This is a genomic window from Pseudomonas sp. LM13 (assembly GCF_041381355.1).
Lineage (GTDB): Bacteria > Pseudomonadota > Gammaproteobacteria > Pseudomonadales > Pseudomonadaceae > Stutzerimonas > Stutzerimonas frequens.
This window is the reverse complement of record NZ_JACBXH010000007.1, coordinates 64,986-90,906: the sequence shown is the minus strand read 5'-3', so window position 1 is coordinate 90,906 and position 25,921 is coordinate 64,986. Positions and strand designations below refer to the sequence as shown.

Annotated in this window: 20 protein-coding genes and 1 tRNA gene; 18 read left to right on the top strand and 3 right to left on the bottom strand. The window is 61.9% G+C overall.

Annotation, left to right across the window (positions count from 1 at the left end; translation table 11 throughout):
• Positions 1-74 precede the first annotated feature (74 nt).
• The 11 genes from HZR81_RS07940 to HZR81_RS07890 all read left to right on the top strand — a co-directional run bounded on the left by HZR81_RS07940 (position 75) and on the right by HZR81_RS07890 (position 14,104).
• Complete coding sequence (locus tag HZR81_RS07940; protein ID WP_500127758.1) at positions 75-2,846, top strand: LPS-assembly protein LptD; 2,772 nt, start codon at positions 75-77, stop codon at positions 2,844-2,846.
• Positions 2,827-4,134, top strand: a complete 1,308-nt coding sequence (locus HZR81_RS07935) for a peptidylprolyl isomerase (RefSeq protein ID WP_253750042.1) — start codon at positions 2,827-2,829, stop codon at positions 4,132-4,134. The genes HZR81_RS07940 and HZR81_RS07935 overlap by 20 nt, the downstream gene beginning before the upstream one ends.
• Before the next feature lie 107 nt (positions 4,135-4,241).
• On the top strand, positions 4,242-5,231 hold the full coding sequence (gene pdxA / locus HZR81_RS07930; RefSeq protein WP_230726039.1) for a 4-hydroxythreonine-4-phosphate dehydrogenase PdxA: 990 nt from the start codon (positions 4,242-4,244) through the stop codon (positions 5,229-5,231).
• 133 nt (positions 5,232-5,364) lie between these two features.
• Entirely contained in the window at positions 5,365-6,159 is a 795-nt protein-coding gene (rsmA, locus tag HZR81_RS07925; protein ID WP_102839620.1) for a 16S rRNA (adenine(1518)-N(6)/adenine(1519)-N(6))-dimethyltransferase RsmA, read from the top strand.
• A 34-nt stretch (positions 6,160-6,193) separates the two neighbouring features.
• A complete protein-coding gene (apaG, locus tag HZR81_RS07920) occupies positions 6,194-6,577 on the top strand; it encodes a Co2+/Mg2+ efflux facilitator ApaG/CorD (protein ID WP_102839619.1) in 384 nt (127 codons plus the stop codon).
• The gene (locus tag HZR81_RS07915; RefSeq protein WP_200600394.1) at positions 6,574-7,401 is read left to right on the top strand and encodes a symmetrical bis(5'-nucleosyl)-tetraphosphatase; all 828 of its coding nucleotides are present in this window, start codon (positions 6,574-6,576) and stop codon (positions 7,399-7,401) included. Before apaG ends, HZR81_RS07915 begins: the two co-directional genes overlap by 4 nt.
• Positions 7,398-7,727: a thiosulfate sulfurtransferase GlpE gene (gene glpE / locus HZR81_RS07910; RefSeq protein ID WP_102839618.1), complete on the top strand. Its 330-nt coding sequence runs from the start codon at positions 7,398-7,400 to the stop codon at positions 7,725-7,727. Before HZR81_RS07915 ends, glpE begins: the two co-directional genes overlap by 4 nt.
• A gap of 271 nt (positions 7,728-7,998) precedes the next feature.
• A complete protein-coding gene (locus HZR81_RS07905; protein WP_102839617.1) occupies positions 7,999-9,921 on the top strand; it encodes a PrkA family serine protein kinase in 1,923 nt (640 codons plus the stop codon).
• Positions 9,922-10,003: 82 nt separating this feature from the next.
• Positions 10,004-11,275 (top strand): YeaH/YhbH family protein, encoded by a 1,272-nt coding sequence (locus HZR81_RS07900; RefSeq protein ID WP_063539654.1) that lies wholly within the window; start codon positions 10,004-10,006, stop codon positions 11,273-11,275.
• Between the two features lie 10 nt (positions 11,276-11,285).
• Entirely contained in the window at positions 11,286-12,833 is a 1,548-nt protein-coding gene (locus HZR81_RS07895; RefSeq protein ID WP_500127757.1) for a SpoVR family protein, read from the top strand.
• A 95-nt stretch (positions 12,834-12,928) separates the two neighbouring features.
• Positions 12,929-14,104 carry a multifunctional CCA addition/repair protein gene (locus tag HZR81_RS07890; RefSeq protein WP_500127756.1) on the top strand — a complete coding sequence of 392 codons (1,176 nt, stop codon included), beginning with the start codon at positions 12,929-12,931 and terminating at the stop codon, positions 14,102-14,104.
• On the opposite strand, the gene folK is transcribed toward HZR81_RS07890, so the two are convergent.
• Positions 14,105-14,647 carry a 2-amino-4-hydroxy-6-hydroxymethyldihydropteridine diphosphokinase gene (gene folK, locus HZR81_RS07885; protein WP_063539651.1) on the bottom strand — a complete coding sequence of 181 codons (543 nt, stop codon included), beginning with the start codon at positions 14,645-14,647 and terminating at the stop codon, positions 14,105-14,107.
• Positions 14,638-14,991, bottom strand: coding sequence for a dihydroneopterin aldolase (gene folB / locus HZR81_RS07880; protein WP_063539650.1), 354 nt, complete (start codon positions 14,989-14,991; stop codon positions 14,638-14,640). Before folB ends, folK begins: the two co-directional genes overlap by 10 nt.
• A gap of 75 nt (positions 14,992-15,066) precedes the next feature.
• Here folB and plsY point away from each other — a divergent pair, with 75 nt between their 5' ends.
• The gene (gene plsY / locus HZR81_RS07875; RefSeq protein ID WP_063539649.1) at positions 15,067-15,636 is read left to right on the top strand and encodes a glycerol-3-phosphate 1-O-acyltransferase PlsY; all 570 of its coding nucleotides are present in this window, start codon (positions 15,067-15,069) and stop codon (positions 15,634-15,636) included.
• A gap of 11 nt (positions 15,637-15,647) precedes the next feature.
• Here plsY and tsaD read toward each other — a convergent pair whose 3' ends face one another.
• Positions 15,648-16,673 (bottom strand): tRNA (adenosine(37)-N6)-threonylcarbamoyltransferase complex transferase subunit TsaD, encoded by a 1,026-nt coding sequence (gene tsaD / locus HZR81_RS07870; RefSeq protein ID WP_110778173.1) that lies wholly within the window; start codon positions 16,671-16,673, stop codon positions 15,648-15,650.
• 195 nt (positions 16,674-16,868) lie between these two features.
• On the opposite strand from tsaD, the gene rpsU reads away from it, so the two are divergent.
• From rpsU to HZR81_RS07840, 6 genes are all read left to right on the top strand, one after another.
• Positions 16,869-17,084, top strand: a complete 216-nt coding sequence (gene rpsU, locus HZR81_RS07865; RefSeq protein WP_003290642.1) for a 30S ribosomal protein S21 — start codon at positions 16,869-16,871, stop codon at positions 17,082-17,084.
• A 137-nt stretch (positions 17,085-17,221) separates the two neighbouring features.
• Positions 17,222-19,174 carry a DNA primase gene (gene dnaG / locus HZR81_RS07860; protein WP_208217432.1) on the top strand — a complete coding sequence of 651 codons (1,953 nt, stop codon included), beginning with the start codon at positions 17,222-17,224 and terminating at the stop codon, positions 19,172-19,174.
• 67 nt (positions 19,175-19,241) lie between these two features.
• Positions 19,242-21,095, top strand: a complete 1,854-nt coding sequence (gene rpoD / locus HZR81_RS07855) for an RNA polymerase sigma factor RpoD (RefSeq protein ID WP_063539646.1) — start codon at positions 19,242-19,244, stop codon at positions 21,093-21,095.
• Between the two features lie 588 nt (positions 21,096-21,683).
• Positions 21,684-21,759: transfer RNA gene (locus tag HZR81_RS07850), tRNA-Ile, on the top strand.
• Between the two features lie 124 nt (positions 21,760-21,883).
• Positions 21,884-23,734 carry a reverse transcriptase domain-containing protein gene (locus HZR81_RS07845; RefSeq protein ID WP_500127755.1) on the top strand — a complete coding sequence of 617 codons (1,851 nt, stop codon included), beginning with the start codon at positions 21,884-21,886 and terminating at the stop codon, positions 23,732-23,734.
• Between the two features lie 353 nt (positions 23,735-24,087).
• Entirely contained in the window at positions 24,088-25,899 is a 1,812-nt protein-coding gene (locus tag HZR81_RS07840; RefSeq protein ID WP_336604891.1) for an SLC13 family permease, read from the top strand.
• Positions 25,900-25,921 lie beyond the last annotated feature (22 nt).

Below are 25,921 nucleotides of genomic sequence, written 5' to 3'. Positions count from 1 at the left end.
CGACTCTCAGCCCATCGAGAGGCGTGCGGCCCAGCCGGCCGATGGCTCGCCGCAAGCACGGACCAAAAAACAAGATGGCAGTCAAATACCCCGCGTTTCGTAAAAAATTCCCTCTATTGGTTACTGGCGGTCTGCTTGCATTGCAACCGGTAGCTGTTCCTTTTGTCATCGCCGCCGAACAGTTCGCCTGCCAGCCGGACGCATCCGGTGGCTGGAACTGTGCCTCCAACGCAGCCAGCCCCGCACTGCCACCGCGCCCGACCCATAGCGGCAGCGTCGTGAGCACGACGGGGACAGCCAAGTCAGCCACTGCCAAGACGCAAGAGCCGACCGCCACGACCAAGCTGGTCACCGAGAGCAAGGGCCGCGCGCTGGCCTCGCGCAGCGCCGACTATAGCCATCTGGACTGGGTGCCACGCGATCAGCTGACGCCTGCTCAGCTCGCCGAAACCGGCCCGTACTGCGCAGGCACCTATGTCGAGCCGGACCGTCCAGGCAAATTCGACACCACGCCGATGAGCGAAGCGCCCACCTACGTGTCGGCCAAGGCCACCCGCTACGAGCAGGAGCAGGAGATCGCCACCCTAGCTGGCGATGTGGTCCTGCGCCAGGGCAGCATTCAGGTCGAGGCGGACGAAGCCAGCCTGCACCAGTTGGAGAACCGCGGCGAGCTGACCGGCAACGTGCGCTTTCGCGACCGCGATGCACTGCTGGTCGGCGACCACGCCGAGATCTTCCTCGACAGCGGCGAAGCCAAGGTGGAGAACGCCGAATACGTGGTGCACTCTGGCAAGGTCCGCGGCAGCGCGCAGTACGCCAAGCGTGAGGAAACCGCAATCATCCGCCTGAAGGACGGCACCTACACCAGCTGCGAGCCGGGCGAGAACAGCTGGCACCTGAAGGGCAACAACGTCACCCTGAACCCGGCCACCGGCTTCGGTTCGGCGACCAACGTGACGCTGCGGGTCAAGGATATTCCGGTGTTCTACACCCCTTATATCCACTTCCCCATCGATGATCGTCGCCAGTCCGGCTTCCTCGCACCGAGCATCGGCTCGTCCAGCGACAACGGCTTCTCGCTGCAGACGCCCTATTACTTCAACCTGGCGCCGAATTTCGACGCCACGCTGTATCCGCACTTGATGACTGACCGCGGCCTGCTGATGGAAGGCGAGTTCCGCTACCTGACGCGCAGCAGCGAGGGACAGTTCGGCGCCGCCTACCTGGACGACAGCAACGACGACCGCAAGCTGCAGTCCGAGTATGAGGACCAGCGCTGGATGTATAGCTGGCAGAACCGTACTGGTCTGGATTCGCGCTGGCTCGCCGAGGTCAACTACACCGATATCAGCGATCCTTACTACTTCCAGGATCTGGATACCAACCTCAACATCGACCAACCTGATCATCTCGATCAGCGCGGCACACTCTCCTACCGCGGCGACACCTATACCGCGCGCTTGAACATGCACGCCTATGAGCGTGCCACGGTGGCCGACATCACGCCGTACGAGCGCCTGCCACAGCTGACCCTGGACGGGCGCCTGCCTTTCCAGCCGGGCGGCTTGAACTTCGCCTACAAGACCGAGTTCGTCAGCTTCCAGCGCAGCCTGCGCAGCGGCAACTTCATCAATGAAGATGGCAATCCGGAGCAGTGGTATGACGATCGGCTGAGCGGCCTGAACCGCGCCGAAGGCGAACGCGTGCACCTAGAGCCCGGTGTCAGTTTGCCGCTGAACTGGGCATGGGGATTCATTACCCCATCGCTGAAGTACGCTTACACCCAATATGATCTGGATTTGGACGCTCGCGGGCGAGATCCGGCATTCGGCGGGGTCACCGACTTCAAACGCTCACCTGATCGAAGCGTACCGATCCTTAGTGTCGACAGCGGTCTGTATTTCGACCGAGACACCCAGTGGTTCGGCCAGGACTATCGCCAGACCCTCGAGCCGCGCCTGTTCTATCTCTATGTGCCGAAGGAAGATCAGGACGATATTCCGGTTTTCGATACCGGTGAAAGCAGCTTCAGCTATTCCTCGCTCTGGCGCGAGAACCGCTTCTCCGGTAATGATCGGATCGGCGATGCCAATCAGGTTTCGCTCGGTGTCACCAGCCGCTGGGTCGAGCCCAACGGTTTTGAGCGCCAGCGCTTCAGCATCGGTCAGAGCTATTACTTCCGGGACCGCGAAGTCCAGCTGCCTGGCATGACCATTGCAGGCCGCGCCGATGCCAGAGCAGACGTGTCGCCCTACGCACTGGAGTACATGTACCGATACAACCGCGACTGGCGCTTCACCTCCACCTTCAACTGGGATCCGGATGCGAGCAGTACCCGCTCGGGCAGCGCCATGTGGCACTACCAGCCGGAAGACAACCCCAACAAGATCATCAACCTGGGCTATCGCTATCGCAATGACGCGATCCGCTTTGATCAGGCAACAGGACAGTGGACCTATGGCGGCGATTACGGCACGCCAGGCACCCCGGAGTACATCAAGGACTACTACAAGATCAACCAGCACGACTTCTCGGTCATCTGGCCGGTGGTCCCGCAATGGAGCGTTATCGCCCGCTGGCAGCATGACTACAGCCGCAGCCGCACCCTGGAGGCCTTCGGTGGCTTCGAGTACGACAGTTGCTGCTGGAAGCTGCGCCTGATCAATCGCTACTGGATCCACTACGACGAGACCAGCCTCAACCCCGACCGCAACGACGAGCCGGACCGCGGCATCTTCCTGCAGATCGTCCTCAAGGGACTCGGCGGCGTAGTCGGCAATGCGACCGAAACTTTCCTCGACGAAGGCATCCAAGGCTACCGTGAACGTGAAGACCAAGCTTTCTGAAGTACTGCGCCCGCTCGCGCTCGGCGCACTGCTGCTGAGCGGTGCGACCCTCGCGCCTGCGGCCCTCGCCCAGGTTCAACCACTGGATCGCGTGGTGGCGATCGTCGATAACGACGTCATCATGCAAAGCCAACTGGATCAGCGCATGCGCGAAGTCCAGCAGACCATCGAGAAGCGCGGCGCCGATGCGCCGCCGACCGACGTCCTGCAGCAGCAGGTGCTTGAGCGCCTGATCACCGAGAACCTGCAGTTGCAGATCGGTGAGCGCTCCGGCATCCGCATCTCCGACGAAGAACTCAACCAGGCCATGGGCACCATCGCCCAGCGCAACAACATGTCACTGGAGCAGTTCCGCGAGGCGCTGACCCGTGATGGTCTGAGCCTGGAAACCGCCCGCGAGCAGATCCGCCGCGAGATGATCATCAGCCGCGTGCGCCAGCGCCGCGTTGCCGAACGCATCCAGGTGTCCAACCAGGAAGTGCAGAACTTTCTCGCCTCGGACCTCGGCAAGCTGCAGCTGTCGGAGGAGTACCACCTCGCCAACATCCTGATTCCGGTTCCGGAATCTGCTGATGCCGCCACCATCCAGGCAGCCGAACGCACTGCAATGGATACCTATCAGCAGCTGCAGCAGGGCGCCGACTTCGCTCGCCTGGCCGTATCCCGCTCGGCCAGCGAGAACGCTCTCGAGGGCGGCGACATGGGCTGGCGCAAAGCGGCACAGTTGCCACCGCCGTTCGATACAGCAGTTCAGGAGCTGGCGGTCGGCGAAGTGACCCAACCGGTGCGCACGCCGCCAGGCTTCATCATGGTCAAGCTGCTGGACAAGCGTGGTGGCGAAACCCAGGTACGCGACGAAGTGCATGTCCGCCACATCCTGATCAAGCCGAGCGCGATCCGTAGCGAAGAAGAAGCACGCCTGCTGGTACAGCGCCTGCGTGACCGCATCGAGGCCGGCGAGGATTTCGCCGAGCTGGCCAAGAGCTTCTCCGAAGACCCGGGCTCGGCGCTCAACGGCGGCGACCTGAACTGGATCGACCCGGCCTCGCTGGTACCCGAGTTCCGCGAAGTCATGGCCAATACGGCGAGCGGCGAACTGTCCCCGGTGTTCAAGTCGCCCTATGGCTGGCACATCCTGGAAGTGCTCGGCCGCCGCGCGACCGACACCAGCGAGCAGTTCCGCGAGCAACAGGCGCTGAGCCTGCTGCGCAACCGCAAGTACGATGAAGAACTGCAGGCCTGGCTGCGCCAGATCCGCGACGAGGCCTACGTCGAGATCAAGCTCTAAACTGCACGCTGCACCTAAGCAACAGGAAGGCGGGGTGATGACCGAAGGGTCGCCACCCCGTTTTCATTTCCGGCGGATCACCGCCAGATGCCTAGCGGAGAATCTCGATGCCCACGTCCCGCCCCTTCGTTCTGACGCCCGGCGAACCGGCCGGCATCGGCCCGGATCTGTGTCTGTTGCTGGCACGCCAGGCGCAACCGCAGCCACTGGTAGCCATCGCCAGCCGCGCGCTGCTGGCCGAGCGCGCTGTACAGCTTGGACTGCACATCGAACTGCGCGATGCCGGACCGCAGAACTGGCCAGGCCACCCCGCGCCTGCCAACTGTCTGTACGTATGGGACACACCGCTCGCCACCACAGTGACGGCCGGCCAGCTCGACCCGCGCAATGCCCACTACGTGCTGGAGACGTTGACCCGCGCCGGACGCGGCTGTCTGGACGGCAGTTTCGCCGGCATGATCACCGCCCCGGTGCACAAGGGCGTGATCAACGAAGCCGGCATTCCCTTCTCCGGACACACCGAATTTCTCGCCGAGCTGACCCACACCGAACAGGTGGTAATGATGCTCGCCACCCGCGGCCTGCGTGTGGCGCTGGTGACCACCCACCTGCCGCTCAGGGACGTCGCCGATGCGATCACCGCCGAGCGTCTGCAGCGGGTCACGCGCATCCTGCACGCGGACCTGGTGGGCAAGTTCGGCATCGCTCGGCCGCGCATCCTGGTCTGCGGCCTGAACCCCCACGCCGGCGAAGGCGGCCATCTGGGCCGCGAGGAAATCGAAATCATCGAGCCGGCGCTGGCGGGTCTGCGCAAGGAAGGCATCGAGCTGATCGGCCCCCTTCCCGCCGACACGCTGTTCACCCCCAAGCACCTCGAACACTGCGATGCGGTGCTGGCGATGTATCACGATCAGGGCCTGCCGGTGCTCAAGTACAAGGGTTTCGGGGCAGCGGTCAACGTTACCCTCGGTCTGCCGATCGTACGCACTTCCGTGGACCACGGCACCGCGCTGGACCTGGCCGGAACCGGCCGTGTCGACATCGGCAGCCTGCAAGTCGCCCTGGAAACGGCCTATCAGATGTCAGGCACCGCTTAGGAAGCCGCTCCGCCCCGGCATCCGTTTCGCAATGGGTGCCGGCCCGGCGACTCAGCTGGTAAGCTTCGCACCTTTCATTTTTCGCTTTACGCTCTTGCTTGACGCTTGCGGCTTGAAGCCTGGAGCTGCCTTCATGTCCGATTACCAACACCGCGCGCGCAAACGCTTCGGCCAGAACTTCCTGCACGACGCGGGGGTGATCCATCGCATTCTGCGGGCGATCCACGCCAAGCCCGGTGAACGGTTGGTGGAGATCGGCCCTGGGCAGGGAGCGCTCACCGAAGGACTGCTCGACAGCGGTGCACATCTGGATGTCGTCGAGCTCGACCTGGACCTGATTCCCATCCTGCAAGCCAAGTTCGCCGGGCGCGAGAACTTCAACCTGAATCAGGGCGATGCCCTGAAGTTCGACTTCAGCCGTCTCAGCCAGGAGCCGGCGAGCCTGCGCATCGTCGGCAACCTGCCCTACAACATCTCGACCCCGCTGATCTTCCACCTGCTCGAGCACGCCCAGCTGATCCGTGACATGCATTTCATGCTGCAGAAGGAAGTGGTCGAGCGGCTGGCCGCGCAGCCCGGCGGCGGTGACTGGGGTCGGCTGTCGATCATGGTGCAGTACCACTGCCGGGTGGAGCATCTGTTCAATGTCGGCCCGGGAGCGTTCAACCCGGCGCCGAAAGTCGACTCGGCGATCGTGCGCCTGGTACCACACGAAACCCTGCCGCATCCGGCGCGCGATCACCGCCAGCTGGAGCGCGTCGTGCGCGAGGCGTTCAATCAGCGACGCAAGACCCTGCGCAACACCTTGAAGGGCCTTCTGGATGCCGAGGCCATCGAGGCCGCGGGCGTGGACGGCAGTCTGCGACCCGAGCAACTGGACCTGGCGGCCTTTGTCCGCCTTTCCGATCAACTGACCGAGCGCAGCTAGGGGTCAGCCCCCTCTGCCGACCAGCGAGCCGTCCATGCCCGAAGAACAACGCTACCGCATCGACGTCAGCGTCACGCCCCGCTATCTGGCCGAGCAATCCGAGCCGGAACAAAACCGCTACGCCTTTGCCTACACCGTAACTATCGAGAATAAAGGCGAGGTGGCGGCGCAGCTGCTGTCGCGACACTGGATCATCACCGACGGCGACGGCCAGGTGCAGGAAGTGCGTGGCGCCGGCGTCGTCGGCGAGCAGCCACTGATTGCGCCTGGCGAGCACCACGTCTACACCAGTGGAACGCTGTTGCCGACCTGTGTCGGCAGCATGCAGGGCAGTTATCGGATGGTGGCCGAGGACGGGCACAGCTTCGATGCCGTCATTGCACCGTTCCGCCTGGCCGTACCCGGAGCATTGCATTGACGACCTATGCCGTTGGTGACCTGCAAGGTTGCCTGGAGCCCCTGAAGTGCCTGCTGGAGCGCGTCGACTTCAGCCCCTCGCGCGACTGCCTGTGGCTGGCCGGTGATCTGGTCAACCGCGGCCCGCAATCGCTGGAAGCACTGCGCTTCGTGCGCGATCTCAAGTCTTCGGCGATCACCGTGCTGGGCAACCACGACCTGCATCTGCTGGCGGTGGCGCATAACATCGAGCGCATGCGCAAGTCCGATACCTTGCAGGCGATCCTCGACGCACCGGATCGCGCAGACCTGATCGACTGGCTGCGCCAGCAGAAGCTCATTCATTATGATGCCGAGCGGCACACCGCCATGGTGCACGCCGGCATCCCGCCGCAATGGTCGCTGGAAAAGGCCCTGCGTCGCGCCGCCGAGGTTGAGCAGGCGCTGCAGGACGATGCCCTGCTGCTGCCCTTTCTCGATGGCATGTACGGTAACCAGCCGGCGAAGTGGAACAAGGAGCTGCACGGCGTCCCGCGCCTGCGCCTGATCACCAATTACTTCACCCGCATGCGCTTCTGCAAGGCGGACGGCACCCTTGAACTGGACGCCAAGGAAGGCGCCGACAGCGCACCCGCCGGCTACGCGCCCTGGTTCAGCCACAGCAACCGCAAGACCCGCAACGTCAAGCTGATCTTCGGCCACTGGGCGGCGCTGGAAGGCCAGTGCGACGAGCCGAACGTTTTCGCGCTGGATACTGGCTGCGTCTGGGGCAACGCCATGACGCTGATGAACCTCGACAGTGGCGAAATACATCGCTGCGAATGTGAACACGGTAAGCCCGCATGACAGACTTCAAACGCATCCCGCCGGAACAAGCCCAGACCATGCGCAGCAATGGCGCGGTGATCGTGGATATTCGCGACCCGCAGAGCTATGCCAATGGTCACATCAGTGGCTCACTGCATCTGGACAACCATTCGCTGCCGGACTTCATCGCCGCAGCCGATCTCGATCACCCGCTGATCGTCACCTGCTATCACGGCCATTCCAGCCAGAGCGCCGCGGCCTATCTGGTCAATCAGGGTTTTTCTGACGTCTACAGCCTCGACGGCGGTTTCGAACTCTGGCGGCATACCTACCCGGCCGATGTCGCGCGCGACGAACAAGCGTAAAAATTTATTTCCCTCCGATCGCCCGCCATCCGCGGGCTAGGCGCTATCAACAGCCGAACGGCAGCGCGGAAATCCCCTCTCCGCCCTTGATCTTGCCGAATCCGAACTATCCTTGAGTTCAGGCCATCCAAATAAACGAAGCCGGGAAACGGCTGACGGAATTCAGGGTTTCGACCATTAGGTGTTCGGGGGAACTCCACTGGCCGCCACTTCGGCCGGGCTCCAGAGTGCCTGATGACGCGCCTATTCGTGCATCGATCGAGGTGAAGTCATGAGCATTTTCAGCCACTTCCAACAACGTTTCGAAGCGACCCGCCAGGAAGAATATTCGCTCCAGGAGTACCTTGATCTCTGCAAGGCGGATCCAAGGACCTATGCCAGCGCAGCCGAGCGCCTGCTGATGGCGATCGGCGAGCCCGAGCTGGTGGACACGTCGACCGATCCCCGACTGTCGCGCATCTTCTCCAACAAGGTGATCCGCCGTTATCCGGCCTTCGAGGATTTCCATGGCATGGAGGAATGCATCGACCAGATCGTGTCCTACTTCCGCCACGCCGCACAGGGCCTGGAGGAGAAGAAGCAGATCCTCTATCTCCTCGGCCCGGTGGGTGGCGGCAAGTCGTCGCTGGCTGAAAAGCTCAAGCAGCTGATGGAGCGGGTGCCCTTCTACGCGATCAAGGGCTCGCCTGTCTTCGAGTCGCCGCTGGGGCTGTTCAACCCGGTGGAGGACGCGCAAATCCTCGAAGAGGACTACGGCATTCCGCCACGCTACCTGAACTCGATCATGTCGCCTTGGGCCACCAAGCGCCTGCAGGAATTCGGCGGCGACATTTCCAAGTTCCGCGTGGTCAAGCTCTATCCGTCGATCCTTAACCAGATCGCCGTGGCCAAGACCGAGCCAGGTGACGAGAACAACCAGGACATCTCTTCGCTGGTGGGCAAGGTGGATATCCGCAAGCTCGAGGAATTCCCGCAGAACGATGCCGACGCCTACAGCTACTCGGGCGCGCTGTGCCGGGCCAACCAGGGCCTTATGGAATTCGTCGAGATGTTCAAGGCGCCGATCAAGGTCTTGCACCCGCTGCTGACCGCGACTCAGGAGGGCAACTACAACAGCACCGAGGGCCTGGGCGCGATTCCCTACAGCGGCATCCTGCTGGCGCACTCGAACGAGTCGGAGTGGCACAGCTTCCGCAACAACAAGAACAACGAGGCCTTCATCGACCGCATCTACATCGTCAAGGTGCCGTACTGCCTGCGCGTGTCGGATGAGATCAAGATCTACGACAAGCTGCTGGCCAACAGCTCGCTGTCCAGGGCTCATTGCGCGCCGGACACGCTGAAAATGCTGGCGCAGTTCTCGGTGCTGTCGCGCCTGAAGGAGCCAGAGAACTCCAACATCTATTCGAAGATGCGCGTCTATGACGGCGAGAACCTCAAGGACACCGATCCCAAGGCCAAGTCGATCCAGGAATACCGCGACACCGCCGGCGTCGATGAGGGCATGAACGGGCTTTCCACCCGCTTCGCCTTCAAGATTCTTTCCAAGGTGTTCAACTTCGACCCGCACGAGATCGCCGCCAACCCGGTGCACCTGCTCTACGTGCTGGAGCAGCAGATCGAGCAGGAACAGTTCCCCGCCGAGGTGCGCGAGCGCTACCTGCGCTTCATCAAGGAATACCTGGCGCCGCGCTACATCGAGTTCATCGGCAAGGAGATCCAGACCGCCTACCTCGAGTCCTACAGCGAGTACGGGCAGAACATCTTCGATCGCTACGTGCTCTACGCCGACTTCTGGATCCAGGATCAGGAATACCGCGACCCGGAAACCGGCGAGATCCTCAACCGCGTGGCGCTCAACGAGGAGCTGGAGAAGATCGAGAAGCCGGCTGGCATCAGCAACCCGAAGGATTTCCGCAACGAGATCGTCAACTTCGTGCTGCGCGCCCGCGCCAACAACAACGGCAAGAATCCGTCGTGGCTGTCCTACGAGAAGCTGCGCGTGGTGATCGAGAAGAAGATGTTCTCCAACACCGAGGACCTGCTGCCAGTCATCAGCTTCAACGCCAAGGCCAGCAAGGAAGACCAGAAGAAGCACAACGATTTCGTCGTGCGCATGGTCGAGCGCGGCTATACCGAGAAGCAGGTTCGCCTGCTCTCCGAGTGGTATCTGCGGGTGCGTAAATCGCAGTAAGCGGCTGGAAGCCTGAAGCCGGGAACGGAACGCTCCGCTTTCGGCTTCGGGTCTATGCTTTTCAGCCTAGCCCGGAGGGCCTATGAGCTACGTGATCGACCGTCGCCTGAATGGCAAGAACAAGAGCACGGTGAACCGCCAGCGCTTCCTGCAGCGGTACCGTGGGCATATCAAGAAAGCGGTAGAGGAAGCCGTTGGCCGCCGTTCCATCACCGACATGGAACATGGCGAACAGATCAGCATTCCCGGACGCGACATCGACGAGCCGGTGCTCCACCACGGCCGCGGCGGACGCCAGACCATCGTCCACCCCGGCAACAAGGAGTTCGTCGCCGGCGAACGCATCCCGCGCCCGCAGGGCGGCGGTGGCGGACAAGGCGCTGGCCAGGCCAGCAACAGCGGCGAAGGCATGGACGACTTCGTCTTCCAGATCACCCAGGAGGAGTTTCTCGACTTCATGTTCGAGGACCTGGAGCTGCCCAACCTGGTCAAGCGTCACCTCACCGGCACGGATACCTTCAAGACGGTGCGCGCCGGCATCGCCAACGAGGGCAACCCCTCGCGCATCAACATTGTCCGCACCCTGCGCTCGGCGCACGCCCGCCGCATCGCGCTGTCGGGCAGCAGCCGTGCCCAGCTCAGGGCGCTGAAGGCGGAGCTGGAGCGGCTACGCCTGGAGGAGCCGCACAATTTCGGCGACATCAAGGCTGCCGAAGAAGAGATCGAACGGCTCAAGGCGCGCATCAACCGCGTGCCATTTCTGGACACCTTCGATCTCAAGTACAACCTGCTGGTCAAGCATCCCAACCCCAGCTCCAAGGCGGTGATGTTCTGCCTAATGGACGTTTCCGGTTCGATGACCCAGTCCACCAAGGACATCGCCAAGCGCTTCTTCATCCTGTTGTACCTGTTCCTCAAGCGGAACTACGACAAGATCGACGTGGTATTCATTCGCCACCACACCAGCGCCAAGGAAGTGGACGAGGAAGAGTTCTTCTACTCGCGCGAAACCGGCGGCACCATCGTTTCCAGCGCGCTGAAGATGATGCAGGAGATCATGGCCGAGCGTTATCCGGCCAACGAGTGGAACATCTACGCCGCGCAAGCTTCCGACGGCGACAACTGGAACGACGATTCGCCGCTGTGCCGCGATATCCTGATCAACCAGATCATGCCGTTCGTACAGTACTTCACCTACGTCGAAATCACCCCGCGCGAACACCAGGCGCTCTGGTACGAGTACAACCAGGTGGCAGAAGCCTTTTCCGACGCGTTCGCCCAACAGCAGTTGGTCAGCGCCGGAGACATCTACCCAGTGTTCCGCGAACTCTTCCAGCGGCGCATGACCAGCTGAGGTGTGCAGCATGAAGCGACAGCCCATTTCCACCGGCTCGGAATGGACCTTCGACCTGATTCGGCAATACGACCGCGAGATCGCCCGCATTGCCGAGCGCTACGCGCTGGACACCTATCCGAACCAGATCGAGGTGATCACCGCCGAGCAGATGATGGACGCCTATGCCTCGGTGGGCATGCCGCTGGGCTATCACCACTGGTCCTACGGCAAGCAGTTCCTGCATACCGAAAAGCACTACAAGCGCGGTCAGATGGGCCTGGCCTACGAGATCGTGATCAACTCCGACCCCTGCATCGCCTACCTCATGGAAGAGAACACCATGTGCATGCAGGCGCTGGTGATCGCCCATGCGAGCTACGGCCATAACAGTTTCTTCAAGGGCAACTACCTGTTCCGCACCTGGACCGACGCCAGCTCGATCATCGACTACCTGGTATTCGCCAAGCAGTACATCATGCAATGCGAGGAACGCCACGGCATCGATGCGGTGGAAGACCTGCTCGACTCTTGCCACGCGCTGATGAACTACGGCGTCGACCGCTACAAGCGCCCCTACCCCATCTCGGCAGAGGAAGAACGGCGGCGGCAGAAGGACCGCGAGGAACATCTGCAGCGGCAGATCAACGATCTCTGGCGGACCATTCCCAAAGGCGCCGGCAAGGGCGACGGGCAGGCCGAGAACCAGCGCTTTCCGGCCGAACCGCAGGAGAACATTCTCTATTTCATCGAGAAGCACGCGCCGCTGCTGGAACCCTGGCAGCGGGAGATCGTACGCATCGTTCGCAAGATCGCACAGTACTTCTACCCGCAGCGCCAGACCCAGGTGATGAACGAAGGCTGGGCCACCTTCTGGCACTACACCCTGCTCAATGACCTCTACGATGAAGGACTGGTCACCGACGGCTTCATGATGGAGTTTCTGCAGTCGCACACCAGCGTCATCTACCAGCCCGGCTTCGACAGCCCCTACTACAGCGGCATCAACCCTTACACCCTGGGCTTCGCCATGTATCAGGACATCCGCCGGATCTGCGAGAACCCGACCGAGGAGGACAAGCGCTGGTTCCCGGACATCGCTGGCAGCGACTGGCTGACCACTGTGAAATTCGCCATGAACAACTTCAAGGACGAGAGCTTCATCCTGCAGTTCCTCTCGCCCAAGGTGATCCGCGACCTGAAGCTGTTCAGCATCCTCGACGACGACCGCAAGGACGAGCTGCTGGTCCCGGCCATCCACGACGAAAGTGGCTACCACACCATTCGCGAACTGCTCGCGGCGCAGTACAACCTCGGCAACCGCGAGCCCAACGTGCAGGTGTGGAATGTCGATCGCCGCGGCGACCGCTCGCTCACCCTGCGTCACATGCAGCATGACCGCAAGCCGCTGGGCGCATCCACCGACGAGGTACTCAAGCATCTGCACCGGCTGTGGGGGTTCGACGTGCATCTGCAATCGATGCAGGACGACAAGCTGGTCAACACCCATCACATGCCGCCGCGCGCCAGCAACGAGACGGAAACCGACAGCCGCTTCCCCGGCATGAACTTCGCCTGACCGACACCGCGGGCAGTGCCCGCGGCGCCTTCCTCGGCACCAATCTGTGGCCGTACGACCGATATCCTTTATCCTCCGCGCCTACGGAGGTGGTTATGCATATCTACAAAGTCGGCGGCGCGGTGCGTGATCGCCTGCTGGGGCGTGCGGTCAGTGAAGTGGACTGGGTGGTGGTCGGCGCCACTCCAGAGGAAATGCAGGCCCAGGGCTTCCGCCCGGTGGGCGCGGACTTTCCGGTGTTCCTGCATCCGCAGAGCGGCGAGGAGTACGCCCTGGCGCGTACCGAGCGCAAGAGCGGCCGCGGTTATGGCGGCTTTACCTTCCATGCCAGCCCTGAGGTCACCCTCGAGGAGGATCTGCAGCGACGCGACCTCACCATCAATGCCATTGCCGAAGACGAGCAGGGGCGATTGATCGACCCCTACGGTGGCCAGCGCGATCTGCAGGTCCGACTGTTGCGCCACGTGTCGCCGGCCTTCGCCGAAGACCCGCTGCGCGTGCTGCGCGTGGCGCGCTTCGCCGCGCGCTACGCCGAGCTCGGCTTCCGCATCGCCGACGAAACCCTTGAGCTGATGCGTCAGCTGGCGCGCTCCGGCGAGCTGTCGGCACTCACCGCCGAACGCAGCTGGAAGGAGATTTCCCGCGCATTGATGGAGCCACGCCCGGATGTCTTCATTCAGGTACTTAAGGCCTGTCACGCCCTGCCGGAGCTGTTCCCCGAACTGGCTGCCAGTTTCGAGGAGCAAGGCGCACATGGCGAAAGTCTGCTCGGCGCACTGCGGCGCTGTGCGAAGCACGCCCAGCCATTGCCGGTACGCTGGGCCTGCCTGCTACTCGGCTGCGCAGGCCCAACCGCTAGCCAGGAGGAACGTCTCCACGCCATCGCCACGCTGAACCAGCGCTGCAAGGCGCCGCGGGAATGCCAGGAACTGGCGATGCTGCTCGGCCGCTACCATCAGGACACGCTCGATGCGCGAGCCCTGTCCGCCGATGCCTTGCTCGACATGCTGCAGCACTTCGATATCTATCGCCGTCCGGAGCGCTTCGAGCACTTCATCGCGGCCTGCGAAATGACCGCCCCGGCAGACCGCGCCGCGCAACCCTTACCCCAGGTTGACTACCTGCGGGCGGCGGCGAAAACAGCTCGTGACGTCGCGATCAAACCGCTGCTGGAACAGGGCCATCAGGGCGCCGAGCTGGGCAAGGCACTCGCCGCTGCCCGACTCGAGGCACTGCGGCGGCATTGCCAGCAGAATGCGAATAACGGCTAGTCAGGCACAACGCGGCGGGTGGGCGCGGATCAGCTCGGGCGGGGTGAGCTCCGCGCCGCGCCACTGGAAGGGCACCGGCCAGAGCTGTTGGTCGATGGTCGATTGCGCCCACAGCTCGGCAAAGCTGGCATCCGCGGCCGGGTGCCGTACGGTCGGGGCCAGCAGCGCCAGCGGCCAGAGCACGAAGGCGTTCTTGAGAATCTCAGCACGCGGCAGCAGCAAACCGTGGAAATTGCCGACCAGCTCGCCATAGAGCAGCACGTCGATGTCCAGCGGCAACCCCTTGCGATCCGGCGCGTAACGCCCGTTGTCCGCCTCGATGAACTTGAGCCGCCGGTCCAGTTCGGTCAGCGGCAGCTCGGTATCGCCGGCGACCACGAGGTTGTAGAAGTTGTCGCCCTTGTAGCCCACCGCCAGGCTCTCGAACACCGGCGAACAACGCATGTTCACCAGCAGCTCGGCCAGCGCATCGAGGCCGGCATGCAGATGGGGCTCACGCTGGACATTGCTGCCCAGGCCGAGCAGCACCGGAGTTAGCGACATCCGCGTTCGATCTCCACGCCCAGCGCACGGGCGCGCGCATTGACGCCGGGCTTGGTGACCCGCAGGCGCAGCCAGAGAATGCCGAACTCGCTCATCAGACGCTGCGCCAGGCGCTCGGCGAAGGTCTCTACCAACTCGAAGCGCGCCTCGGCAGCGAACAGGTCGATGGCCGCAGCGACCTTGGCGTAGTCCAGGGCCTTGTCCAGCTCATCGTTCTGCGCCGACGGACGGATGTCCCAGCCCAGCGTCAGGTCCAACTGCAGGCACTGCCGTATGCCGCGCTCCCAATCATAGGCGCCGATCACCGTATCCACTTCCAGGCCTTCGATGAAAACTGTATCCACGCAACGTTCTCCTGCGGCACGACAAGCTCGAAACGCGCCGTTAGACTCAGGGACTCCCTGCCCCGGATGGATTCCATGTTCTGGCTGCTGACCTTGCTCGCGTACCTGATCGGTTCGCTGTCATTCGCCATACTGCTCAGCCGCCTGGCCGGGATACCCGACCCGCGCGCCGGTGGCTCCGGCAACCCCGGCGCCACCAATATGCTTCGTCTGGCCGGCAAGCGCCTGGCGATCTGCACGCTGTTCGGCGATCTGCTCAAAGGCCTGCTGCCCGTCCTGCTGGCCGCCTCGCTGGACATGAGCGTTCAGCAGCAGGCCTGGATCGGTCTGGCGGCGGTCTGCGGCCATCTCTATCCGTTGTACTTCCGTTTTCGCGGCGGCAAGGGCGTAGCGACCGCCGCTGGCGCCCTGCTTGCGCTCTACCCACCGGCCGCATTGCTGGCTATCGGCGCCTGGCTGCTGGTGTTCCGCCTGACCCGCACCAGCTCGCTGGCAGCCCTGATCGCCCTGCCGCTCTGCCTGCCGCTGCTGGCTTGGCAACAGCCCGGTGCGTTGCTGCCGATGAGCCTGCTGGCAACGCTGATTGTCTGGCGTCACCGCAGCAATGTGCGCGATCTGTTCGCTGGCCGGGAACGGCACTTCTAGGTCGATGCGATTCAGATCGCCGGCAGCGTCTCCATCGACCAGCGTGGCTGCACGGCGATCGCCGGCCCATCATGCTGGCCCGCTAGCAGGCGTTGACAGCCAGCGTAGGCGATCATCGCGCCGTTGTCGGTACAGAAACGTGGCCGTGCGTAGAACACCTGCCCCTTGAGTTCGGCAAGCATCGCTTCCAGCGCCTGACGCAGCGACTGGTTGGCACTGACCCCTCCGGCGATGACCAGCGATTTCAGCCCGGTCTGCTTCAGGGCCCGCCGGCATTTGATGGTCAGCGTCTCCACCACCGCCTGCTGGAAGGCCAGCGCGATGTCGCAGCGGGTCTGCTCGCTGTCGTCACCGGCATCGCGGCACTGCTGCCAGGTATTGAGCGTGAAGGTCTTCAACCCGCTGAAGCTGAAGTCCAGCCCCGGCCGATCGGTCATCGGGCGCGGAAAGAGGAAGCGTCCCGGCGTGCCCTGCTCGGCCAGCCGTGCGATCTCCGGCCCGCCCGGGTAGCGCAGGCCCATGAGCTTGGCGGTCTTGTCGAACGCCTCGCCCGCGGCATCGTCCACCGACTCGCCGAGCAGCTCGTAGCGGCCGATGCCATCCACACGCACCAGCTGCGTATGCCCGCCAGACACCAGCAAGGCGACGAACGGAAACGCCGGAGGCTGCGCTTCGAGCATCGGCGCCAATAGATGGCCTTCCATATGGTGCACGCCGACCGCCGGCACCCCCCAGGCCAGCGCCAGCGCCTGAGCGCAGGACGCACCGACCAGCAGGGCACCGACCAGGCCCGGACCGGCCGTGTAGGCCACCGCGTCGATCTGCCCCGCCTCGCGGCCGGCCTCGGCCAGCACCTGACGGATCAGCGGCAGCATGCGTTTCACGTGATCGCGGGAAGCCAGCTCCGGCACCACGCCGCCGTAGACGCGATGCAGGTCGATCTGGCTGAATAGCGCGTCGGCCAGCAGGCCCTGTTCGCTGTCGTAAAGCGCGACACCCGTTTCGTCGCAGGACGTTTCCAACCCCAGCACCAGCATGGGTTCAATCTTCCGGAAGGCGAATGAAGCCGTGCATATTAATCGTCGCGCCGGTCGACCGACCAGCGCTTTTCGATCAGGGGCTTTGCATTCCACCATTGGAGCGGGTAACATCCGCAACCCTTAAAACCAGCGTGCTTGCGAGTCATTGCCGAAGCGCGTTGCCACCGGTAATCAAGTGAAGGTAAGTCCTGGATGCCCGCTGTCAAAGTTAAAGAGAATGAACCCTTCGACGTAGCACTGCGTCGCTTCAAGCGCTCCTGCGAAAAAGCCGGCGTTCTGGCCGAAGTCCGTTCGCGCGAGTTCTACGAGAAGCCGACTGCCGAGCGCAAGCGCAAGGCTGCTGCCGCAGTCAAGCGTCACGCCAAGAAAGTGCAGCGCGAGCAGCGCCGTAGCGTCCGCCTGTACTGATCCAGTACAGCTGACGTCGCATCAAACCCGGCTTCGGCCGGGTTTTGCATTGCATGCAGACTCCGCTTCGCCAGCCGGCGAAAGGTCGGAGTTTTTTTCATTTCCGGCGCATGCTTTGAGCGTAATCTGATACCCCTATGGCCGGACTGATCCCCCAATCCTTCATCGATGACCTGCTCAACCGCTCCGACATCGTCGAGGTGGTCGGTTCGCGCATCCAGCTGAAGAAGACCGGCAAGAACTACAGCGCCCTCTGCCCTTTCCACAAGGAAAAGACGCCGTCCTTCAGCGTCAGCCCGGACAAACAGTTCTACTACTGCTTTGGCTGCGGCGCCGGCGGCAACGCCCTCGGCTTCGTCATGGACCACGACCAGCTGGACTTCCCCCAGGCGGTCGAGGAGCTGGCAAAGCGCGCCGGCATGGAAGTCCCACGCGAGGACAGCGGGCGCAAGCACAAGCCCCGCCAGCCGGTCGATTCGCCGCTCTATCCGCTGCTCGCTGCCGCCGCCGACTATTACCGCCAGGCGCTGAAGAGTCACCCGACGCGCAAGGCCGCGGTGGAATATCTCAAGGGCCGCGGACTGTCCGGTGTCATCGCCCGGGACTTCGGCCTGGGCTTCGCACCGCCGGGCTGGGACAACCTGATGAAGCATCTCGGCGGCGATACCCTGCAGCAGAAGGCGCTGATCGATGCCGGCCTGCTGATCGAGAACGCCGAGAACGGCAAGCGCTACGACCGCTTTCGCGACCGCGTGATGTTCCCCATCCGCGACAGTCGCGGCCGGGTGATCGCCTTTGGCGGCCGGGTACTGGGCGACGACAAACCCAAGTACCTGAACTCGCCTGAAACGCCGGTCTTCCACAAGGGCCAGGAGCTCTACGGCCTCTACGAAGCGCGCCAGGCAAACCGCGACCTCGACGAGATCATGGTGGTCGAGGGCTACATGGACGTCATCGCTCTGGCCCAGCAAGGTCTGCGCAACGCCGTCGCCACTCTGGGCACCGCCACCAGCGAGGAACACCTCAAGCGCCTGTTTCGCATCGTTCCCAGCGTGCTGTTCTGCTTCGACGGCGACGCCGCCGGTCGCAAGGCCGCCTGGCGCGCACTGGAGGCAACATTGCCGAACCTGCAGGACGGGCGCCGCGCACGCTTCCTGTTCCTGCCGGACGGCGAAGATCCGGACACCCTGGTCCGCGCCGAGGGCACCGACGCCTTTCGCGCCCGTATCCAGCAGCACTCGCAGCCACTGGCCGACTACTTCTTCCAGCAACTGAGCGAAGAAGCCGATCCACGTTCCCTGGAAGGCAAGGCTCACCTGGCCACGCTCGCCGCACCGCTCATCGAAAAGATTCCAGGCAACAACTTGCGCGCGCTGATGCGCCAGCGCCTCGCCGAGATCACTGGACTGAACGGCGAAGCACTGCAGCACATGGCCGCTGCGCCCGTAGCCGCACCCAGCAGCACGCCGACCTACGACGACTACACCTACTACGACGCCAGCCCGGCCTACGGCGAGCCCGACCACTTCGAGCCACCGGAACCCGTGCAGCCGCAACCGCGCAGCGGCAAGCCCGGCAAGAAAGAGTGGAAAAAGGACTGGAAAAAAAACGGCCAGGGTCCAGACTTAATGCCACGCGGGCCGCGCACGCCCGCCACGGTCGAGCCTCCGGCACTGACCACCCTGCGCACCCTGCTGCACCACCCAGAGCTGGCGCAGAAGGTGGAAGACGTCAGTCATTTCGCCGCAGAAGACGATACCTACGCCCAACTGCTAGTGGCGCTGCTCGGCACCCTGCAGAAAAACCCAAGGCTGCGCAGCCTGCAGCTGATCGCCCGCTGGCACGGCACGGATCAGGGTCGACTTTTACGCGCACTGGCAGAGAAAGAATGGCTGATCTCTGCCGATAACCTTGAACAGCAGTTTTTCGACACCATTAATAGCCTTGCCGCCAGACAGCGGGAACGGCGCCTCGAAAACCTGCTGCGCAAGGCTCGCCAGGGTGAACTCAGCGCAGAGGAAAAAGACCAACTGCGTAACCTATTGAGCCGCAACGCAATACCCGCTACACCGACCTCAACTGGCGCGTGAGGTCCTAGCTCGGCTATAATGCTCAGCTTGTTTTCAGCCCGCCAGAACCTTCAGTGGATAGGGTTATATGTCCGGAAAAGCGCAACAGCAGTCCCGCCTCAAAGAGTTGATCCAGCGTGGCCGTGAGCAGGGTTACCTGACTTACGCCGAGGTCAACGACCACCTGCCGGAGGATATTTCCGATCCGGAACAGGTGGAAGACATCATTCGCATGATCAACGACATGGGCATCAACGTATTCGAGACCGCTCCGGATGCCGATGCCCTGTTGTTGGCCGAAGCCGATACCGATGAAGCTGCCGCCGAAGAGGCCGCCGCTGCACTCGCGGCGGTCGAGACCGACATCGGCCGCACCACCGACCCGGTGCGCATGTATATGCGCGAAATGGGCACCGTCGAACTGCTGACCCGCGAAGGCGAGATCGAAATCGCCAAACGCATCGAGGAAGGCATTCGCGAAGTCATGAGCGCGATCGCCCACTTCCCCGGCACCGTCGACAGCATTCTCGCTGACTACGAGCGCGTGACGAACGAAGGCGGCCGCCTGTCCGACATCCTCAGCGGCTACATCGACCCCGACGACGACGGCGCCGCCGCGCCTCAGGAAGTCGAGCCGCAGACGCCGCAGTCCACCAGCAAGCCGGTGGACGATGACAAGGACGACGAGGACGAAGAAGAGTCCGAGAGCGAAGAAGAAGAAGGCGACGGCGGGCCCGATCCGGAAGTCGCGCGCCTACGCTTCGGCGCGGTCGCCGAACAGCTTGAGAAAGCCAACAAGGCCCTCAAGAAGCATGGCCGCGCCAGCCAGCAGGCTACCGAGGAACTCGAAGCCCTCGCCATCCTGTTCATGCCGATCAAGCTCGTGCCCAAGCAGTACGATGCCCTGGTCGAGCGCGTGCGTGATGCGCTGAGCCAGATCCGCGCCCAGGAACGCGCCATCATGCAGCTGTGCGTGCGTGATGCCCGCATGCCACGCGCCGACTTCCTGCGCCAGTTCCCGAACAACGAGACCAATCTCGACTGGGCCGAGCAACTGGCTGCCGGCAAGAGCAAGTACGCCGAGGCCATCGGCAACCGCAAGGAAGACATCCAGCGCTGCCAGCAGAAGCTGATCGAGCTGGAACAGCAGTGCGAGCTCGCCATCGCCGACATCAAGGACATCAACCGTCGCATGTCCATTGGCGAGGCCAAGGCCCGCCGGGCGAAGAAGGAGATGGTCGAGGCCAACCTGCGCCTGGTGATCTCCATCGCCAAGAAGTACACCAACCGCGGCTTGCAATTCCTCGACCTGATCCAGGAAGGCAACATCGGCCTGATGAAGGCGGTGGACAAGTTCGAATACCGCCGCGGCTACAAGTTCTCGACCTACGCCACCTGGTGGATTCGCCAGGCGATCACTCGCTCCATTGCCGACCAGGCGCGGACCATCCGCATCCCGGTGCACATGATCGAGACGATCAACAAGCTCAATCGCATCTCCCGCCAGATGCTGCAGGAAATGGGCCGCGAGCCCACGCCCGAAGAGCTTGGCGAGCGCATGGAAATGCCCGAAGACAAGATCCGCAAGGTTCTGAAGATCGCCAAGGAGCCGATCTCCATGGAAACGCCGATCGGTGACGACGAAGACTCGCACCTGGGCGATTTCATCGAGGACTCGGCCATGCAGTCGCCGATCGACGTAGCCACCGTGGAAAGCCTCAAGGAAGCCACCCGCGAAGTGCTCTCCGGCCTCACCGCCCGTGAAGCCAAGGTGCTGCGCATGCGCTTCGGCATCGACATGAACACCGACCACACCCTTGAGGAAGTCGGCAAGCAGTTCGATGTCACCCGCGAGCGCATTCGCCAGATAGAAGCCAAGGCGCTGCGCAAGCTGCGCCACCCGACGCGAAGCGAGCACCTGCGCTCCTTCCTCGACGAGTAAATCCAACCCCCGGCATGCCGGGGGTTGTTTTTTTGTCCTACTCACCGTCTTGCGGCCCGCTTCGATTGGCGCAGCCGCCATACCGCCGGTATAATCCGCCGGCCTTCTGGGGGCCTATAGCTCAGTTGGTTAGAGCAGAGGACTCATAAGTGCGCCGTAAGATGGCGCAACAACGTTGTGGTTAATAGCCACCTCCCTGTGACATTGGGAGTAAAACAGCGGCTTACCGGAGGGGGAAACCCCGCAAGGGACAAGAGCATGCCGTGAAAAGGCATCCTGCGGTGGAATCTCACCACCAAGAGAGGAAGTCAGTTAGTGCAGGTCATGGTCAAGGCTGTATTGCTTGAAGCCTAGGTGAAGTGTGGGTAGTTCGCCATCAGGGTGGCACTGAGATTGACGCCACTCCCTTTGTGTGAGGGAAAACGATTATGAGTTTCCCTCAAGTCACCACGAAGGCACTAGCGCTAGTAGCGTGAAAGACAACCGAAAGGGCGACCTAAAACCTGAGCACGTTGTTGTGTTAACTGCGGGATCACCTAAAGGGAGTAATCCCCATGGTGACGGAAGGTTCGTAGTACCTATTTGCAAGGGCCGGTAGCATAACGGTTAATGCAGCGGCCTCATAAGCCGTTGAGTGCGGGTTCGAATCCCGCCCGGCCCACCATCTTTCGAGGTGAGGGGCTGTGCCCGTCATCTATCGCCACCCACCGCATATACGTCCGGCTAATCACCGGAGAAAGGGAAGGAACCTAGGATGTAACGCTTCTAGGACGGTGGGGGTATGCGCGATGCAAAATAAAAGCTTCACCAGAATAGAGGCAATCAGGAAGGCCAACGCCGACCCTACCTATGCGAATGATCGTATCTACCGGCTTATGTTCAAGGAAGACTTGTACATAGCCGCGTACGAGAAGATTAAGAGCAAACCCGGCAACATGACTGCGGGCGCAGATGGTACGACCCTAGATGAGTTCTCGATAAGAACGATTAAGAACATCATCGATAAAATGAAAAACGAAAGTTTCTCATTCAGAGGCGCCAGAAGGGTTCTCATCCCCAAGGCTAATGGCAAAACCCGAGCACTATCGGTCGCGCCACCTACCGACAAGGTTGTACAAGAGGTCATGCGAATGATCCTGGAAGCCATCTTCGAACCCACGTTCAGCAACAACAGTCACGGGTTTAGGTCAGGTAAGAGTTGCCACACAGCTCTGAAGCAGATCCGGAAGAACTGGTCAGGAATAACATGGATAATCGAAGGAGACATTAAAGGCTGCTTCGATAATATTGACCATGAAAAACTGATCGGGGAACTGGCTAAGCGAATCAAGGATGAGCGATTTATTAACCTTGTTAGGAAAGCTCTAAACGCTGGTTACTTCGAGGACGGGGCATTCTTCACCGGCGAAATCGGTACGCCACAGGGGAGCATTATCTCTCCCATACTGGCTAACATCTTCATGCACCAACTCGACCGTAAGGCAGAGGCAATAATTGAAGAAAACGAAATCGGTGAAGACGGCAAAAAAGCCATCAACCCAGTCTACAAGAAGATCCAATCGAGGAGAGCCTACCTCCAAAAGTCTCTAGAAAAGAGGGAGGGGGCAGACAGAGAGGCTACCATCGCCGAAATTAAGGCGCTGGAGAAACAGCTGCTCGATACGCCGTCAAACTTGATCGCGAGCAATGGATTCATCAGGGTTAAGTATGTCCGGTATGCCGACGACTGGGTAATAGGGGTCAACGGGCCAAAGGAACTAGCAGAGAAAATCCGAGCAGAAATCGGTGTATTCCTCTCCACAACGGGTCTTGAACTCAGCCTGGAGAAAACTCACATCCGACATGCAAAGACTGAATCGGCAAAATTCCTAGGAACTACCTTTAGGGTGGGTTCCGCATCACCGAAGATCATGAAAGTCCGTCGAAACGGCACCACATTCAAAAAGAGAGTTGCCGGGTGGACTCCACTAATGTACGCGCCTATAGGCGATATCATTAAGAGACTACACGCCAAGGGGTTTTGCGACCCCGAAGGCAAACCTACAGCGATCAACAAGTGGATATACCTGGACGATACACAAATCGTCGAGCAAGTTGGAGCGGTATGGAGGGGAATCAGTAACTACTACTCCTTCGTGGACGGATTCGCCAAGCTTTCAAGAATCCAGTTCATCCTCCAACACGCAGCAGCCAAGACACTGGCGGCCAAACATCGGTCGTCGCGTAGTAAGGTCTTCTCTAAACACGGTGCAAACCTACGATTTAGGGTCAGAAATGAGGCTGGCGAAGTGGTTAAAACGGTGAGCCTCCCGCTTGTAAAATCATGGAAATCATCGCCAGATAGGTTTAAAACGAACGAAGTTGACATCAACTTCCTCGAACGCAACCTCAGGCTTCGAACGAGGTCTAAACTGGGATCACTATGCGTCATCTGCGGAAGTGGCGACCGTGTGGCCATGCACCACGTGAAACACATAAGGAAGTTGGGTAAGGAGGTAAAAGGGTTCAACCGGGTAATGGCAATCCTAAACAGAAAGCAAATACCGGTATGCCACGAATGCCACCACAAGATACACAGTGGGAAGTACGACGGCATCTCCCTCAACCAATTCGCCCTACCTCATGTGGCAGCGGCCTGATTACATCTGGAGAGCGCAGTGCTTGGAAACCTGCACGCTGCGTTCGGAGGAAGCCTGTTGGTCGCCTAACTCTGTGAGGAGAAGGTTCTGGCAGGCCATCCTACTCCTTTGGTCCACGGTTCGAGTCCGTGTGGGCCCACCACCTTCAAAGCCGCGCACCGCGCGGCTTTTTCGTTTATCCCTTTTATTGATGACGCGATTCGCGGAGACCTTCGTTCCGGCTCTTCGCTTACCAGCCGTGCTGACCGCAGACTAATAACCAGATCGCATATAAACAGCAGGAAAGGTTTCTGGACTCTCTAAGCTGACGTCTCTATCTTGCGCCGCGGGCTCGTTGTTTCGACGCGCCGCAGTTGCCATCCTTAAGGACGTCCATGCTCCCAGAATCGCTGCCGCTGTTGTTCGTCTGCGCCCTGCTGATCTGGCTACTGGTGGCGTTCGTTCGGGAAACCTGGAGCCCGGATATCGTCGTCGCGATCGCCGTGGCCGTCCTGCTGGCGACGCAGCTACTGACGCCGGGCGAAGTGCTAAGCGTGCTATCCAACTCGGCGCCGGTGACGATCGCCTGCATGTTCATCATTTCTGCGGCGCTGGAACGCACCGGCTGCATCGACGCACTGGGCACCTGGCTCGGCGACCTGGTCGGCACCAGTCCCACACGGGTGCTGTTCGGGCTGACCATTACCGCACTGGTGATTTCCGCTTGCCTGAACAATACCCCGGTGGTCGCGATCCTCACGCCGGTCGCGATTTCGCTGGCCAAGCGCGCCGGCACCACGCCGTCGAAGCTGCTCATTCCGTTGTCCTACGCGACCATTCTCGGCGGCACGCTGACCATGATCGGCACGTCCACCAACATCCTCGTCGATGGCGTGGCGCGCAAGGCCGGCCTGGCGCCGTTCGGCATGTTCGAGATCACTGCGGCCGGCCTGATCATGGCAGCTGCCGGCATGGTCTACCTGCTGACGGTCGGCAGGCATCTGCTACCGGAGCGCGACACCCTGTCCAAGCTGCTCGGCCCGCGCCTGGATCGCAACTTCATGACCGAACTGCGCGTGCCGCTCAACTCCCCGGTGATCGGCAAGACCATCGCCGAGGCCAACCTGAACGGCGGCAGCGGCCTGCAGGTGCTGCAAGTGAACCGCGACAGCCAGCTGTTCAGCCGCCCGGAGCACGACTTCGTCCTCAGCGCCGGCGACCTGCTGATGATCCACGGGCAGGTCAAGGATGTGGTGGAGCTGCGCGAGAGCGGCCACCTGACCTTCAACCGTGGCGACGCCTTCGAGACCATCAGCAGTGAAGACGTGATTCTCGCCGAAGCCATTGTCGGCCGCGGGTCGCGCTACAGCCACCGGCCGATGCGCGACCTCGACCTGTCCGCCCGCTATGGCATCAGCGTGCTCGCGGTGCACCGCCAGGACGAGAACATTCAGGGCAACTTCGATGACTTTCAGCTGCAGTTCGGCGACGTCATGCTGGTCGAAGGCACGCCGGCGCAGATCAAGCGTTTCGCCGACAACGGCGAGCTGATCAGCCTCAACGCCGTACAGGAACGCGCGTTCCGCCGTGACAAGGCGCCGATCGCCATCATCGCCACGCTGGCAGTGATGGGGCTCGCCGCCTTCGGCGTGATGCCGATCGAAGGCCTGGCGATCATCGGCGCCGCCACGGTGCTGGCCACGCGCTGTCTCGATGTCGAGGACGCCTACAAGGCCGTGGACTGGAAGATCCTCAGCCTGATCTTCGGCATGCTGGCCATCAGCATCGCCATGGACAAGGTAGGTCTGGTACAGCTGATCGTACAGAACGTGACCACCGTGACGCCCTGGGCCGGGCCGTTGTTCATGCTGTCGTTCATCTACCTGCTGACCTCGCTGCTCACCGAGATGCTGTCCAACAACGCCGTGGCGGTGCTGATCACCCCCATCGCCATCGGCCTGGCGCAGCACCTGGGCGTCGACCCACGCGCCTTCGTGGTGGCGGTGATGTTCGCAGCAAGCGCCAGCTTCGCCACACCGATCGGCTACCAGACCAATACCTTCGTCTACAACGCCGGGGGCTATCGCTTCGCCGACTTTCTCAAGATCGGCATCCCGCTGAACCTGCTGCTCTGGCTGGTCGGAACGCTGGTGATCCCGCTGTTCTGGCCACTCACGCCGATTTGACGGCAAGGCTTGCGCTGGATCA